Origin of the sequence: Parabacteroides sp. AT13, from assembly GCF_002272965.1 — a bacterium.
Lineage (GTDB): Bacteria > Bacteroidota > Bacteroidia > Bacteroidales > Tannerellaceae > Parabacteroides > Parabacteroides distasonis.
This window is the reverse complement of record NZ_NQMH01000002.1, coordinates 124881-139314: the sequence shown is the minus strand read 5'-3', so window position 1 is coordinate 139314 and position 14434 is coordinate 124881. Positions and strand designations below refer to the sequence as shown.

General features: G+C 47.5%; 13 protein-coding genes. 5 read left to right on the top strand and 8 right to left on the bottom strand.

What is annotated here, in order from left to right:
• The first annotated feature begins 3 nt into the window (after positions 1-3).
• The 4 genes from CI959_RS14870 (at position 4) to CI959_RS14855 (ending at position 4790) form a co-directional block, all read left to right on the top strand.
• Positions 4-672 carry a YggS family pyridoxal phosphate-dependent enzyme gene (locus tag CI959_RS14870; RefSeq protein ID WP_009017753.1) on the top strand — a complete coding sequence of 223 codons (669 nt, stop codon included), beginning with the start codon at positions 4-6 and terminating at the stop codon, positions 670-672.
• A 29-nt stretch (positions 673-701) separates the two neighbouring features.
• Complete coding sequence (locus CI959_RS14865; RefSeq protein ID WP_005855718.1) at positions 702-1679, top strand: dihydroorotate dehydrogenase-like protein; 978 nt, start codon at positions 702-704, stop codon at positions 1677-1679.
• A gap of 209 nt (positions 1680-1888) precedes the next feature.
• Positions 1889-2254, top strand: coding sequence for a MarR family winged helix-turn-helix transcriptional regulator (locus tag CI959_RS14860; RefSeq protein ID WP_005855716.1), 366 nt, complete (start codon positions 1889-1891; stop codon positions 2252-2254).
• 67 nt (positions 2255-2321) lie between these two features.
• Positions 2322-4790 carry an FAD-dependent oxidoreductase gene (locus CI959_RS14855; RefSeq protein ID WP_057317736.1) on the top strand — a complete coding sequence of 823 codons (2469 nt, stop codon included), beginning with the start codon at positions 2322-2324 and terminating at the stop codon, positions 4788-4790.
• Between the two features lie 69 nt (positions 4791-4859).
• Here CI959_RS14855 and CI959_RS14850 read toward each other — a convergent pair whose 3' ends face one another.
• The 6 genes from CI959_RS14850 to CI959_RS14825 all read right to left on the bottom strand — a co-directional run bounded on the left by CI959_RS14850 (position 4860) and on the right by CI959_RS14825 (position 10947).
• A complete protein-coding gene (locus CI959_RS14850; protein WP_005855712.1) occupies positions 4860-5117 on the bottom strand; it encodes a DUF2442 domain-containing protein in 258 nt (85 codons plus the stop codon).
• A gap of 15 nt (positions 5118-5132) precedes the next feature.
• A complete protein-coding gene (serS, locus tag CI959_RS14845; protein WP_008780959.1) occupies positions 5133-6407 on the bottom strand; it encodes a serine--tRNA ligase in 1275 nt (424 codons plus the stop codon).
• A 47-nt stretch (positions 6408-6454) separates the two neighbouring features.
• On the bottom strand, positions 6455-6994 hold the full coding sequence (locus CI959_RS14840; RefSeq protein WP_005865414.1) for an NlpC/P60 family protein: 540 nt from the start codon (positions 6992-6994) through the stop codon (positions 6455-6457).
• Between the two features lie 129 nt (positions 6995-7123).
• The gene (locus CI959_RS14835) at positions 7124-7834 is read right to left on the bottom strand and encodes a LytTR family DNA-binding domain-containing protein (protein ID WP_036644367.1); all 711 of its coding nucleotides are present in this window, start codon (positions 7832-7834) and stop codon (positions 7124-7126) included.
• Positions 7831-8853 carry a sensor histidine kinase gene (locus tag CI959_RS14830; protein ID WP_057317735.1) on the bottom strand — a complete coding sequence of 341 codons (1023 nt, stop codon included), beginning with the start codon at positions 8851-8853 and terminating at the stop codon, positions 7831-7833. Before CI959_RS14830 ends, CI959_RS14835 begins: the two co-directional genes overlap by 4 nt.
• 99 nt (positions 8854-8952) lie before the next feature.
• Positions 8953-10947, bottom strand: a complete 1995-nt coding sequence (locus tag CI959_RS14825; protein ID WP_005855702.1) for a glycoside hydrolase family 97 protein — start codon at positions 10945-10947, stop codon at positions 8953-8955.
• A gap of 82 nt (positions 10948-11029) precedes the next feature.
• On the opposite strand from CI959_RS14825, the gene CI959_RS14820 reads away from it, so the two are divergent.
• Positions 11030-12769, top strand: a complete 1740-nt coding sequence (locus CI959_RS14820) for an SGNH/GDSL hydrolase family protein (protein WP_036630266.1) — start codon at positions 11030-11032, stop codon at positions 12767-12769.
• Positions 12770-12781: 12 nt separating this feature from the next.
• Here CI959_RS14820 and CI959_RS14815 read toward each other — a convergent pair whose 3' ends face one another.
• Positions 12782-13318, bottom strand: a complete 537-nt coding sequence (locus CI959_RS14815) for a CinA family protein (RefSeq protein WP_005855698.1) — start codon at positions 13316-13318, stop codon at positions 12782-12784.
• 64 nt (positions 13319-13382) lie between these two features.
• Complete coding sequence (tsaD, locus tag CI959_RS14810) at positions 13383-14402, bottom strand: tRNA (adenosine(37)-N6)-threonylcarbamoyltransferase complex transferase subunit TsaD (protein ID WP_008780953.1); 1020 nt, start codon at positions 14400-14402, stop codon at positions 13383-13385.
• Positions 14403-14434 lie beyond the last annotated feature (32 nt).

The window sequence follows — 14434 nt, the reverse complement described above, 5'->3', positions numbered from 1 at the left end:
AACATGAGTATCGCTCAAAACATAGTACAACTGAAAACGTCGCTCCCGCAAGGGGTGACGTTGGTTGCCGTCTCTAAGTTTCACCCGGTGGAGGCTCTATGGGAGGCTTACAACGCCGGACAGCGGGTGTTTGGCGAAAGCAGGGCACAGGAACTGAGCGCCAAGCAAAAAGTACTACCTGAGGATATCGAATGGCATTTTATCGGCCCGTTACAAAGCAATAAGGTAAAAGATATCGCTCCTTTTATTCATTTGATCCATAGCATAGACTCCTTGAAGCTTTTGGCTGAGGTGAATAAACAAGCGAAAAAACACAACCGCACGATCCGGGTATTATTGGAGATCCATGTGGCGCAAGAGGAATCCAAGCACGGACTCAGTCCTGAGGAATGCAAGGAGTTGTTGCGTGACGAGTCCTTGGCCGAATTCCAGCATATTCGTATTTGCGGATTGATGGGTATGGCTACCAATACCGATGATACGGGGTTGATACGGGAAGAATTCCGCAAGATCCATGATTTATTTATCGAACTGAAAGAGACGCTCTGTAAAGATAATGTCGATTTCAAGGAGATATCCATGGGGATGAGCCATGATTACCCGATCGCTATCCAAGAAGGAAGCACCTTGATACGGGTGGGTACCAGTATCTTTGGCGAACGGGAATATTAAAGTAATTATTAAATCTAAATATAGGCAACATGATTGACATTAAAACCCAATACGCAGGGTTAACACTTCGCAATCCGATTATCGTCGGGAGCTCCGGACTCACCAATAAGGCGGAACGTAACAGGGATTTTGAGAAAGCAGGCGCTGGAGCTATCGTATTGAAATCTCTTTTCGAAGAGCAGATCGAGATGCAGAGCGAGGCTTTGATGCAAGACTCCGATTACCCCGAAGCGGCGGATTATATCCGTGGTTATGTAAAAGCGAATCAAGTAAATGATTATCTGGAACTGATCAAGAAGAGCAAGGAATTATGTACGATCCCCATTATCGCCAGCATCAATTGCTATAAGGCGGACGCTTGGATCGACTTTGCCCGCCAAATTGAGTTAGCGGGAGCGGACGCTTTGGAATTGAACGTGTTCTTCATGGAAACCGAGCTGACCGAAGATTTCGAGAGTATCCGGGATACGTATGTCAGTATCATCCGCAAGGTAAAAGAGACCGTATCGATTCCGGTTATCATGAAGATCGGAAAGAATTACAGCAATATTCCTTCACTGGTTAATTTGTTGAAAGTAAACGGTGCTGATGGTGTCGTGCTATTCAACCGTTTCTACCAGCCGGATATCGACATCAATAATATGCAGATCGTTTCGGGTAATGTATTTAGCAATCATTCCGATTTGAGTGACACGATTCGCTGGACGGCTATCGTATCCGGAAAGATCCCGGGAATCAGTATCGCTTCCTCTACCGGTGTGCATGATTGGGAAGATGTCGTTAAATGTCTATTGGCCGGCGCTTCCGCCGTACAGATGTGTAGCGCTGTCTATACACATGGAGCGGAAATCATCTCCCAAGTATTGACTTGCGTGGAAGAGTGGATGCATCAGGCACATTACCAATCCCTTTCCCAATTCCAAGGCAAATTGAATTACGCCAATATCCCGAACCCGGCGATGTATGAGCGTTCACAATTCATGAAATATTTCTCCAACAGAGATTAAAAGAAATACCTAGTAGTAGAGACGGGGCGTGCCCCGTCTCATCACCGTCTGAATAGTATCTTTAAGTTACCATTTAGCTGGGATGAGACGGGGCACGCCCTGTCTCTACTATAGGGTAATATACAATAGTCTTAATTATTTTCCACTAGAAAGTATTTTTATTAGAAAATAGTTATATCTTTGCATCATCAAACAAGTTATAAAGAAATATGGAACCAATTTGCGCCATAAAGGATATCTATAAGATACTGTACCAGTTCGAGAAAAATTTCTCGGAAGTACATGCTATCACCATCAACGAGGCCATGTTGCTTTGTTGCTTAAAGGATAATGAGGCAAAGTCGGCGGGAATGATTTGCGATTATATCGGTCTTTCAAACTCCCGGGTCTCAAAGGTGATCACCTCTGTCGAGAACAAGGGGTTTATCCGCAGGAACATCAATAAAGAGGATAAGCGGCAAATGTTTTTCTCGCTCACCCCAAAAGGGAAAGAGAAAATACAACAGATGATGCAGGCCGAGCTAAACATGGACAGCCTGTTCAATCAACTCAAAGAATACATACAAAAGGGATGAATCCCTTTTTTTAACTAATTATTGTCTACTAACAAATATGTATAATACAAATTAAATAAAAATAGATATGAAGTATTTGATTATTGGAGGTGTAGCCGGTGGAGCTACCGTAGCAGCCCGGCTGCGTAGAATGGACGAGAAAGCGGAAATCATCCTTTTCGAACGTGGAAAATATGTTTCTTACGCAAACTGTGGATTACCTTATTATATAGGAGACACGATCAACGACCGGAATAAATTATTCGTACAAACCGTGAAAGGCTTCACGGATCGATTCCGCATCGATATACGTACGGAGCAGGAAGTGACCCGAATCCTTCCCGAATCCAAGCAAGTGGAGGTAAAGAAACTCGGCACAGGAGAAACCTACACGGAGACTTACGATAAACTAGTGCTCTCTCCCGGTGCGGAGCCTTTGCGTCCACGCATCGAAGGAATCGAGAGTAAAAAGATATTCACGTTACGTAACGTGCCGGATACGGACACGATCAAGAATTACGTGAACACAGAAAAGCCCCGTACCGCCGTTGTTGTAGGGGGTGGTTTCATCGGCTTGGAGATGGCGGAGAATTTGCATGAGCTGGGTATCCACGTCACTGTCGTGGAAATGGCTAACCAAGTGATGGCACCCCTCGACTATTCCATGGCCGCTATCGTACATCAGCAATTGATCGGCAAGCAGGTAGGCTTGATGCTGGAAGATGGCGTATCTCGTTTCGAGGAGACTTCCAGAGGCGTGACCGTTCATTTGAAAAGTGGGAAGCAGATCCCGGCGGATATGGTTTTATTGAGTATCGGTGTCCGTCCGGAAACCCGATTGGCCAAAGAAGCGGGACTTACGATCGGAGCACTCGGCGGTATCGCTGTCAATGAATATATGCAGACCTCGAACCCGGATATTTATGCGTTGGGAGATGCCGTGGAAGTACGCCACCTCGTGACAGGCAAACCAGCCTTGATCCCATTGGCGGGTCCGGCGAATAAGCAAGGACGTATCGTAGCCGATAATATCGTATCCGGCAATAAGGAAACTTATGACGGGACGATGGGAACCTCTATCGCCAAGGTATTCGACTTGACGGTCGCCACGGCGGGAGCTAACGCTAAGCTGTTGAAACGGGAAGGAATCGCTTATCAATCCTCCTATACGCATGGAGCCTCGCATGCGGGATATTACCCGGGAGCCGTGCCTTTATCGATCAAGATATTGTTCGCACCGGAAGACGGACGACTGTTAGGGGCGCAAGTCGTAGGTTTCGGAGGCGTAGACAAACGGATCGAGATGTTAGCGCAAGTGATCCAGCGGAAAGGTACGGTCTATGACCTGACTGAGTTAGAACATGCGTATGCTCCTCCTTATTCAGCCGCTAAAGATCCTGTAAATATGGCCGGTTTCGTAGCGGAGAACCTGCTTACGGGAAAAGCGAAAGCGATCCAGTGGAGAGAAATCCAGAACTTATCGCCAGATACCGTACGTATCGATGTCCGTACCCGTGACGAGTACAGCTTAGGGACAATCCCCGGCTTCATCAATATCCCGGTTGATGAGTTAAGAGAACATTTGGCGGAACTGCCCAAGGATAAACCGATCGTAGTGACTTGCGCCGTTGGATTAAGGGGCTATTTGGCTTATCGCATCCTGACTCAAAATGGCTTCACGAATGTCCGGAACCTATCCGGTGGTTACAAGACTTGGAGTGTAGCGACAGCAAAGATCAAGAATGAGCCGGCCTGCGCACCTTGTTCGTCCGAAGCTGTTTCTGATAAGGCATCTGGTAAAAGTAGCTCTTGCAAATCGACTCCGGCAGCTACGGCGATTAAGGTAGACGCTTGCGGATTAATGTGTCCGGGACCGATCATGCAGTTGAAAAAGAACTATGAGAACTTGCGGGAAAATGAGTCATTGGAAATCACCGCAACAGATCAGGCTTTCGGAAAAGATGTCTCTTCATGGTGCAAGATAACCGGGGCAGAGTTAGTCTCTCTGGAAAATAAGGGAGGCACGATCGCCGCCACGGTACGAAAAAAAAAAGCTGAATGCAAAATAGCGACAGGTGGTAATAGTGCCGACAACAAGACATTGATCGTTTTCAGCGATGACCTCGATAAGGCGTTGGCCTCATTCGTCATAGCGAACGGGGCTGCCTCCACCGGAAAGAAGGTGACTATGTTCTTTACTTTCTGGGGACTTAACGTGATTAAGAAACGGGAAAAACCTGCCGTATCTAAAGATATCTTCGGCAAGATGTTTGGCTGGATGCTTCCGGCAAATAGCGAAAAGCTGAAACTATCTAAAATGAATATGGGTGGAGCCGGCAGTTGGATGATGCGCCTTATCATGAAGAAGAAACGGATCGACAGCTTGGAAAGCCTTATGGCACAAGCCGTAGAGAATGGTATCGAGATGATCGCCTGCACGATGAGCATGGACGTAATGGGCGTCAAAAAAGAAGAACTGATGGATAACGTTGTCCTAGGAGGCGTAGCCACCTATCTGGAACGTGCGGAAGACGCAAACGTAAACTTATTCATCTAATTCATTCAAAAAAAATATCCCAGCATATCCACAATAAGGACAATGCTGGGATATTTTATAAAAAAGAGATTATACGAAGTCCAATGTTGAACGTTTCATAATAAGAGGATAACGTTCTGGATGTTTCAAACTTTCGATCTCCAAATCAACATCTAACTCCGGCCATTCTATCGCATTACGCCCAGCCATCCGAACATTTAACACATTACTAATACGTGCTTCTTTCAACCATGGAACACGATTATAGGACAGAAAATAATCCCGTCCTAACACCGAAAGCATAATACCCTGCGCATTAATCATTAATACGTTTACCGATGTGTTCATCAAATGATTTGATGCTTATTTAATCATATCAAACCCAGTGTAAGGGATCAACGCTTTCGGGATGCGGATGCCCTCGGGGGTTTGGTTGTTTTCCAATAAGGCGGCTACGATGCGAGGTAAAGCCAAGGCACTACCATTCAAGGTATGGCAAAGTTGCGTTTTCTTATTCTCGTCACGATAGCGGCATTTCAAGCGGTTGGCTTGATACGTATCGAAGTTGGACACGGAGCTAACTTCCAACCAGCGTTGTTGTGCCTCGGAATACACCTCGAAGTCAAAGCAAAGGGCAGCCGTGAAACTCATATCACCCCCACAAAGACGAAGGATGCGATACGGCAACTCCAACTTCTGAAGTAATCCCTCCACATGATTCAACATCTCTTGGTGAGATTGCTTAGAGTGCTCCGGTTTATCGATCCGAACCAACTCCACCTTAGAAAATTCGTGCAAACGATTCAAACCACGTACATCCTTGCCATAAGATCCGGCCTCACGACGGAAGCATTGTGTATAAGCGCAATTCTTGATCGGTAACTGCTTCTCATCCAGAATGACATCCCGGTAAATATTTGTCACGGGCACCTCCGCTGTCGGGATCAAATAGAGGTCGTCTACCTCGCAATGATACATCTGTCCCTCCTTATCTGGAAGCTGTCCCGTACCATAACCGGAAGCCGAGTTCACCACCGTAGGCGGCATGATCTCCAAGTAACCGGCGTCACGGGCCTCATCCAAGAAGAAGTTGATCAACGCACGTTGCAAACGAGCGCCCTGTCCTTTATAGACCGGGAAACCTGCTCCCGTGATCTTAACACCCAGATCGAAATCAATCAAATCATATTTCTTCGCCAATTCCCAGTGCGGAAGAGCGTTCTTCGGAAGTTCCGTTTCCATACCTCCCATTTTCTCTACCACATTGTCCTCCGCAGAGATACCCTCGGGTACCTCATCATAAGGTACGTTCGGGATCGTATAAAGTAAGTTCTGCAGCTCCTCGGCAGCCTGATCCATCTCAACCTGCAAAGCCTTGCTCACCTCCTTGATCTCGGAAACATGTTTCTTAGCGGCCTCCGCCTCTTCCTTCTTGCCCTCTTTCATTAATTGTCCGATCGACTTCGAGGTTGCGTTTACCTCCGCTAGGTTCTTATCTAATTGATTTTGTGCGATACGTCTTTTATCATTCAATTCCAACACTTTATCGATGCTTTCTTTCGCACCCTTAAAATGTTTCTTTTCCAGTCCACGGATTACGGCATCCGTGTTTTCAGTGATTAATTTGATTGTCAACATATTCTATTTATGTTTAATAGTTTTTCTAAGACGCGAATTTAGTAATTTTATTTTACCCTACCACCCGTTAACCAAGTTCTTGTATAATAAGGTTCGCTAAGGCTACTTACCATCACGCCACTGGAAGTACTGGTATGGATGAAGCGCCCATTTTTCAAGTAAATCCCCACGTGATTCGGAACGCCACGTTTCCCGCCACGACCCGTCTTAAAAAATACCAGATCTCCTTCCTGCAATTTGGCACGACTCACTTTCTTGCAATTATACTTCAGCATATCCGCCGAGGAACGAGCCAGCTGTTTTCCGTATACCTCCCGATAAACGATCGATACGAAACCGGAGCAATCCACGCCCCGCTTCGTGCTCCCTCCCAATTTATGACGTACACCCAACCAACGGGCCCCCTCGTTGTACAAGAATATATTATCTTCCGGTGTGATACGTACCCCATATAAGCGAGCCAACTCCTTCGGTCCCTTGAAATCGGCGGGCAAAGCTACTTTTTGTTGTTTTTTGCTACCGCACGAGGTCAGACATATAAGCAGGATAAAGATCCGGATAAACCCTAAAGGAATGCTATTCTTCATATCGTTTTCTCTTAATTAAGGCACGAATATACACATAAAGTTTAGAATGCCCATTATAAGGTTCCTACAATGGGCATTGTAAGGTCGTTAGAATGCCCATCGTAAGGAGCTTTGAATGGGCATCCAAGTTCAAGAAGGTTGAGCAGCTTTCAGATAAGCGTTGAACGCCTCTTTGTAGGCATCCGTCACGTGGATGATCTCCTTTCCGATATAAACGCAATTATTCCGATCAACGGAACGGATCTTATCCAACGCCACGATATAAGAACGATGTACCCGCATAAAGCGACCGGTAGACAGCATCTCTTCCATGGCCTTCATCGTCACGTGGGTGATAAGCGGACGGGCCTCCCCTTCCAGATAGATCATCACGTAATCCTTCAAACCCGTCACGTATAATATCCGGGAGATTTCCACCTGCCGCAACTGGCTATCCACCCGCACGAAAAGGCTGCCTCTCTCCTCCTTCACGCTACTCATCTCAAACCATTGGCGGGCCTTCTCCGCAGCTCCGAGAAACTTATGGTATCGGATGGGCTTCAGCAGGAAATCGAGGGCATTCACCTCATAGCTATCAAAGGCATACTCCTTAAAGGCGGTCGTGAAGATCACCCTCGTACTGGGCGGTACCATCCGGGAGAGGTTCAGCCCGTCCAGATCCGGCATCTGGATATCCAAGAAAAGCACGTCCACCGGAGACTCACGCAACGTGGAGAGTGCCAGTACCGGATCATTGAAGGAAGCCGCCAGCCTCAGATAAGGCGTACGGCTTACGAAGTCCTCCAGCATCTTCACCGCCAAGGGCTCATCGTCTACGATCATGCAAGTCAGTGTTTTCATAAGCAGTCTCGAAGTGTTATTTGAACAAAGTAACTATTTTCCCGAAGCGCTTGATCATATCGGTAACGACCGGGATAAGCCAGATCCAGCCTACGCCTCAGATTCTCCAGCCCGATCCCCGATCCGCTACGGTTCACGTCCGGTTTCGGGTGGTCGCTATTCTCGCAGGTAAAGACGAGGTCATCTCCTTCCGCCTTGAAACGAATACGTACGAACGACGACTTACGGCTATTCACGCCATGCTTGAAGGCGTTCTCTATTAAAGAGATGAACAAGAGCGGAACGATCCTCATCGGTTTAGGCGGGATCCACAGATCAACTTCCACGGTAGCCAACTCATTGCAGCGCAATCTCATCAACTCGATGTAATTGCTCATGAACTCGATCTCGCCTTCCACCGGTACCAGCTCATGGTTCGACTCATAGAGCGTATACCGCAGCAAATCGCTCAATTGCCCGATACGTTCTTGCGCCGTATCTTGGTCTATCTGGACCAAGCTGGATATATTATTCAAGGTATTAAAGAGAAAATGCGGATTCAACTGGTTCTTCAGCCAAGCCAATTCCGCCTCGGCGTTTTTCTGCCGCTCCTCTTTCAAACGCATCTGCATATCGCCCCAGCGTACGATATAACGGAACCCCACGGCACATCCAATCACTAGCAAATGTAAGAAGAACGCTCCGAAAGCGACCATATACATTCCCGAACGCCATTCGTCCGGGAAATCCGCCTTAGGAGAAAATATCCATAGGTTAGCCCCCGTGATCAATAGCAAATTCATCAAACCAAAGAGCATCTTCCGATCCCGATAAAGCAAATAGGGAACCAATACATAGAAATTAGCGGTGAAAACAATAGCCAACGGAGTAATGAACCCCGTATTAATCTTCCACACCTCGAAAGCCGAGCTCGGATTAAAGCGTATGAAAAAATCGATCGCAGGAGGAATCAGCCATAAAGTGATCCACAATAAAGCCTGTCCTCCCGCCAATATATAATCTTGCCTCGTGAGTTTCATAATACCGTTTTTTATAAAAGTAAACGAATCTAACGCCTGCGCCTATGAACGCAAGCGTTTATTCGACGAAAGGCAGGATCGCTTTAGACGAAAAAAGAATTATCGTTTCTGGATACGAGCCGCATAGCCTCCACCGGGAGCCATATGGATCTTTAATTTGCGATCTGTCGGGACTGGGATTACCTCTTTCTTATAATCACGGGCGGCACGATCGGCATTTATGCCATCCTTGAATAATTCCAAAGTATAATCACCTTCGCCCAAGAAAGACAGGTCTAAATCCAGCTCCCTCGGCGTCCAGTTGGTCAACGCCCCGATATACCAATCATTACCATGACGGCGGGCGATCGCTACATACTCGGAGACCTTTCCAGCCAATGAGACCGTCTCATCCCAGATGGTCGGAATGTTAGAGATAAACTCCGTACATTCCTTTTCCCTCCTATAATTAGACGGGGCATCGCACAGCATATTGAAAGGAGACTCGAAGATCACGTAAGTAGCCAACTGGCGGCAACGGGTTCCTTGGCTCATCGGCTCCGAGTTTACCGACCGATGATTACCTCTGGCGGCGTTACGCATAGCACCTTGCGTATAATCCATCGGGCCGGCGATCATACGGATAAATGGGATCGTGACATCATACGTCACCATATCGAACTCCTTCTCGGAAGACCACTTCATTTGCTCCAAACCATTCACACCCTCATAGTTCAACACGTTCGGATAGGTCCGTTGAAGACCTGTCGGCTTGAATACGCCATGGAAATCCACTAGCATCTTATATTTAGCGCATACCTCGGAGGCTTTATAAACAAAGTTCACCATTTCCTGATCGTCACGATCCAAGAAATCCACCTTGAAGCCTTTCACGCCCATATCCGAATAATGCTTCACGACATTCTCCATATCACGGGCGAAAGCCCAATAACCCGCCCAAAGGATAATTCCGACATTCTTGGACTTACCGTAATCCACCAATTCTTGAAGATCGATCTCCGGTATTACTTGCATCATGTCCGCTTGCAGGTTCACGGCCCAGCCCTCATCCAAGATTACGTACTCGATGCCATGCTCGGCGGCGAAGTCGATATAATATTTATAGGTGGGATTATTGATTCCGGCACGGAAATCCACACCGTATAGATTCCAGTCGTTCCACCAATCCCAAGCCACCTTACCCGGCTTGATCCAAGAGATATCGTTTACCCGGGAGGGAGAAGCCAGACGGTAGACCATATCGCAATCGGCCAACTCCTTATCATTCCGGGAGATTATAAACGCACGCCAAGGGAAAGAACGGGTTCCGGATGTTTTGGCGATATAGTTCTCACGCTCTTTCACCAACATCTGTAACTGATTATGGCCACCTTGCTCCTTCACTTTCGGATAAGGCGCATGAACCGCTTTCAAGGAAGGTTTTCCCGTCTCGTTATTCAAGAACATCCCGGGGAAATCCTCCAGATCGGCTTCCGTGATACAGATCTTGCGACCATCTCCCAGATCCACCAAAAGAGGCAGGATCTTCAGGCGTTTATCATTCAGGCCAGTGATCGTCTCGTTTGCGTAGGGCTGCTCGAAGGAATTGAAAAATTGCTCCTCGAACGTCGGCTTCGTACTATTCACGTAAGCGGTGAATGTCTTATAATCCGAGGGAAAATTATAGACGGCCTCCTCATCGGCAATAACGATCGGTTCCTTTCTTTTCGTCGTGAAACGGTAAGCGACTCCATCGTTATACACCCTAAAAACCAGCCCGTAGTTTCCCCGGAACGAGATTTGCATCTCATTATAGATATCCTTTACTACGTCCTTCTTATAGAACGGAGAGGGTATCTCCTTGTCTACCGAGGTCTTCGTCACTTTCAAGACTTTCGGGTTAGCGCCAAGTACCTCACCTCCTTGTAAAGTCATAGATACGGCAGAATTCATCACCTCCGAATGATCCTGTACGATAGCGAAAGTGACTTTATCGGCTACCGTAACCTCCACCTTTATATCCCGGTTTGGAGACTGGACTTGGTAATTCTTCTGGGCGATCGACGGGATAGCGCCCATTAAAAAGAGAAAAGCAAATAGAATGTTTTTACTCATGGTTTATTGATTTAAGTTTGTTTATGAATACAAATATATATTATCTTTGTCATATTCATAACAAAAAACAAATAATACCAGAATGATGAGACTTCACAAAATCTTCTTAACGCTCGTATGCCTCACGGCTCTATCCGCCCACGCACAATGGAAATGGCTCAACCCGCTCGAATGCGGATTCCCTGTCATACAAAACCAAGGATGGACCGAAGAGATCGGAGACAGCTACGTCCGGCTTCCCCAAAGAGCCGAAGGCAAGGTACGTAAACCCGTCTGGGATTTATCGCGCAACTCCGCCGGGTTGGCGATTCATTTTTTCAGCAACGCCCCTGAACTAAAAGTACGCTATCAAGTAAGCGGACCGCTGAATATGCCACATATGCCCACGACAGGCGTATCCGGCGTAGATCTATATAGTATCGATAGCGATGGCCAATGGAGATTTTATTTCGGCGGTTATCCTTCCGGAGATACGCTTCAATATCATTATACGAACATAGGCAAAGATCTGTATCATGACAGGGGCTATGAGTTCCGCCTCTACCTGCCTCCTTATAATACGATAAAGTGGTTGGAAATCGGCGTGCCCGAAAACGATGAGCTTACGTTTATCCCCGTATCGCCCGAGAAACCGATTCTTTTATACGGAACCTCGATCGCCCAAGGCGCATGCGCCTCCCGTCCGGGCATGACTTGGGGCACGATCTTGCAGCGTTCACTGGGATATCCGCTTATCAACCTAGGCTTCTCCGGTAACGGACGTTTAGAGAAAGAGGTATTGGATTTTATTTGTGAGATAGACGCACGCCTTTATATCCTTGACTGCCTGCCCAACCTCACGCCAAAGAGCAAAGATGAGATCACGCAACTCGTATCGGACGCAGTCAAGCAAATACGTGCCACCCACTCCTCTCCGATCTTATTGGTGGAGCATGCCGGATATAGCAACGCACTCGCCGACGATACGAAGCTACAAGATTATGTGCGCATGAACGAAGGAGCTAAAAAAGCATTCGAGGAATTGCAGGCACAAGGGATAAAAGATATCTACTACCTTACACGAGAAGAGCTGGGACTGCACCCGGATGCTTGGGTAGATTACGTCCATCCTTCCGACTGGGGCATGGAAACACAAGCGAACGCCGTAGAGCGGAAAGTACGGGAGATATTACGCATCCCCAAAGGAGACCTCTCTACCACAATGCCTGTCACCCAGCGCCGGGAACCCAATAATTACGAATGGCAAAAACGTCACCGGGATATTCTCTCGCTGAATCAAAGCAACCCGCCTCGACGGGTGATCCTAGGTAATTCCATCACGCATTTCTGGGGAGGAGAGCCCAAAGGACCGTCCGTGCGAGGTATGGAAACATGGGAGAAAATCATGCGTCCGGCTGGATTCCACAATCTCGGATATGGTTTCGACCGTATCGAGAACGTACTTTGGAGAGTCTATCATGGTGAATTGGATGGATACAAGGCTGAGGAAGTAGTATTGATGATCGGCACGAATAACATCGGAATCAACAATGACAACGAGATCGTGGAAGGCATTCGTTTCTTGCTTTCCGCCATCAGGCAACGGCAGCCGGAGGCCAAGATCAAGGTAATCGGCATCTTGCCCCGCCGTAACCAAGAAGAACGGGTAAGGAATCTCAATCTCCGCATCCGTCAAATAGCCGAGACCGGATGGTACACGTTCAAGAACCCGGGTACGAAGTTGCTTCAGGAAGACGGCAAGATAAACGAATCCTTATTCTCAGACGGATTACACCCGAACGAGGAAGGCTATAAACGAATCGTGGACGAGATCGCCCATTAAGCGATAGTCCCTTTACTCACGAATCAATCCGAGCAACATACGCAACGCCGCCTCTGCCGACAAGCGAATGTTCTCCATACGAGGATTCTCCCCGAAATGATAGCACTCGGAGAGAATCCTCTCCTTATAAGCGGCGGCAATCCATACCGTTCCCACCGGTTTCGAGGGAGTCCCGCCTCCCGGCCCGGCGATCCCGGAGGTAGCGACGGCACAATCACATCCCAATACCCGCATAGTCCCACGGGCCATCTGCTCCACGACCGGCTGGCTTACGGCCCCGAAAGTGTTCAAGTCCGCCTCGGAGACACCGAGCACATGATGCTTCACCTCGTTGCAATAGGCTACCACGCCCCCGGTGAAGTATTCCGAGCTGCCCGCCATGGAGGTTATCATGCTGGCAATCTTTCCGCCTGTACAACTCTCTGCCGTACCCATCATCAGGTGTCCTGATTTGAGTGCGTCCGCTACCTCTAACTCTATTGGTAAATCATCTACTTCCATTGTTATAATGATACTAGGAGTTTCATTATGGGAAAACAATAGTTTCATTAGGAAGAAACTTTTGTTTTCCCTAGAAGAAACTTTTGTTTCTCTATAGCAAAACTATCTTTTCCTATAAGACAACCCTAGAAAAAGGAGCGGCATCCATCGGACAGAACTCCTTATCCATATACTTATAATATCCCGTGATAGCTACCATAGCGGCGTTATCCGTGGTGAACGAGAACTTCGGGATATGCACTTTCCAGCCATAACGTTTTGCGTGATCCAAGAATGCCTCACGCAAACCGGAATTGGCCGATACACCTCCGGCGACAGCTACTTCCTTTATATGCAAATCCTTCGCAGCCTTACGCAATTTACTCATCAAGATATCGATTACCGTAGCTTGCAAGGAAGCGCATAGGTCTCGCTTGTTCTTCTCAATAAAATCCGGATCATCTTTCAAATGATCACGCAAGGTATATAAAAAGGAGGTCTTCAGGCCACTGAAGCTATAATCATATCCGGGGATATGCGGCTTGCTGAACGTAAAGGCATTCGGATTACCCTCGTTCGCCAAACGATTCACGACTGGGCCACCAGGATAACCCAGTCCCATCACCTTAGCGCATTTGTCGAAAGCCTCTCCTGCGGCGTCGTCGATCGTCTGGCCGATCACCTCCATATCATTATAAGCGTTCACCTTTATGATTTGCGAGTTACCGCCCGAAACCAACAAGCAAAGGAAAGGAAACGAGGGAGCATGGTCATCGTCCGGAGTCTCCTTGATAAAATGAGCCAACACGTGAGCCTGTAAGTGATTGACCTCGATCATCGGGATATCCAAGGAAGCGGCCAAACCCTTGGTGAACGAGGTCCCGACCAATAAAGAACCCATCAAACCCGGTCCACGAGTAAACGCCACGGCACTCAACTCGGACTTATCAATGCCGGCACGCTTGATGGCCTCGGCTACTACCGGAATAATATTCTGCTGATGGGCACGGGAAGCCAACTCGGGGACAACCCCGCCATAGGCCTCATGAACGGCTTGACTGGCTATTACGTTGGACAGCATCACGCCGTCACGGATCACCGAAGAGGAAGTGTCATCGCAAGAAGACTCGATTCCTAATATCGTTATACTCATATCTTCATTCTTTTTTCCGCGAATTAACGAAA

Bases quoted from the DNA above. Each gene is read 5' to 3' on its own strand.
- CI959_RS14820 (WP_036630266.1), top strand. From the start codon at position 11,030: ATGATGAGACTTCACAAAATCTTCTTAACGCTCGTATGCCTCACGGCT.
- CI959_RS14855 (WP_057317736.1), top strand. From the start codon at position 2,322: ATGAAGTATTTGATTATTGGAGGTGTAGCCGGTGGAGCTACCGTAGCA.
- CI959_RS14830 (WP_057317735.1), bottom strand. From the start codon at position 8,853: ATGAAACTCACGAGGCAAGATTATATATTGGCGGGAGGACAGGCTTTA.
- CI959_RS14860 (WP_005855716.1), top strand. From the start codon at position 1,889: ATGGAACCAATTTGCGCCATAAAGGATATCTATAAGATACTGTACCAG.
- CI959_RS14840 (WP_005865414.1), bottom strand. From the start codon at position 6,994: ATGAAGAATAGCATTCCTTTAGGGTTTATCCGGATCTTTATCCTGCTT.
- serS (WP_008780959.1), bottom strand. From the start codon at position 6,407: ATGTTGACAATCAAATTAATCACTGAAAACACGGATGCCGTAATCCGT.
- CI959_RS14865 (WP_005855718.1), top strand. From the start codon at position 702: ATGATTGACATTAAAACCCAATACGCAGGGTTAACACTTCGCAATCCG.
- CI959_RS14835 (WP_036644367.1), bottom strand. From the start codon at position 7,834: ATGAAAACACTGACTTGCATGATCGTAGACGATGAGCCCTTGGCGGTG.
- CI959_RS14815 (WP_005855698.1), bottom strand. From the start codon at position 13,318: ATGAAACTATTGTTTTCCCATAATGAAACTCCTAGTATCATTATAACA.
- CI959_RS14825 (WP_005855702.1), bottom strand. From the start codon at position 10,947: ATGAGTAAAAACATTCTATTTGCTTTTCTCTTTTTAATGGGCGCTATC.
- CI959_RS14850 (WP_005855712.1), bottom strand. From the start codon at position 5,117: ATGAACACATCGGTAAACGTATTAATGATTAATGCGCAGGGTATTATG.
- tsaD (WP_008780953.1), bottom strand. From the start codon at position 14,402: ATGAGTATAACGATATTAGGAATCGAGTCTTCTTGCGATGACACTTCC.
- CI959_RS14870 (WP_009017753.1), top strand. From the start codon at position 4: ATGAGTATCGCTCAAAACATAGTACAACTGAAAACGTCGCTCCCGCAA.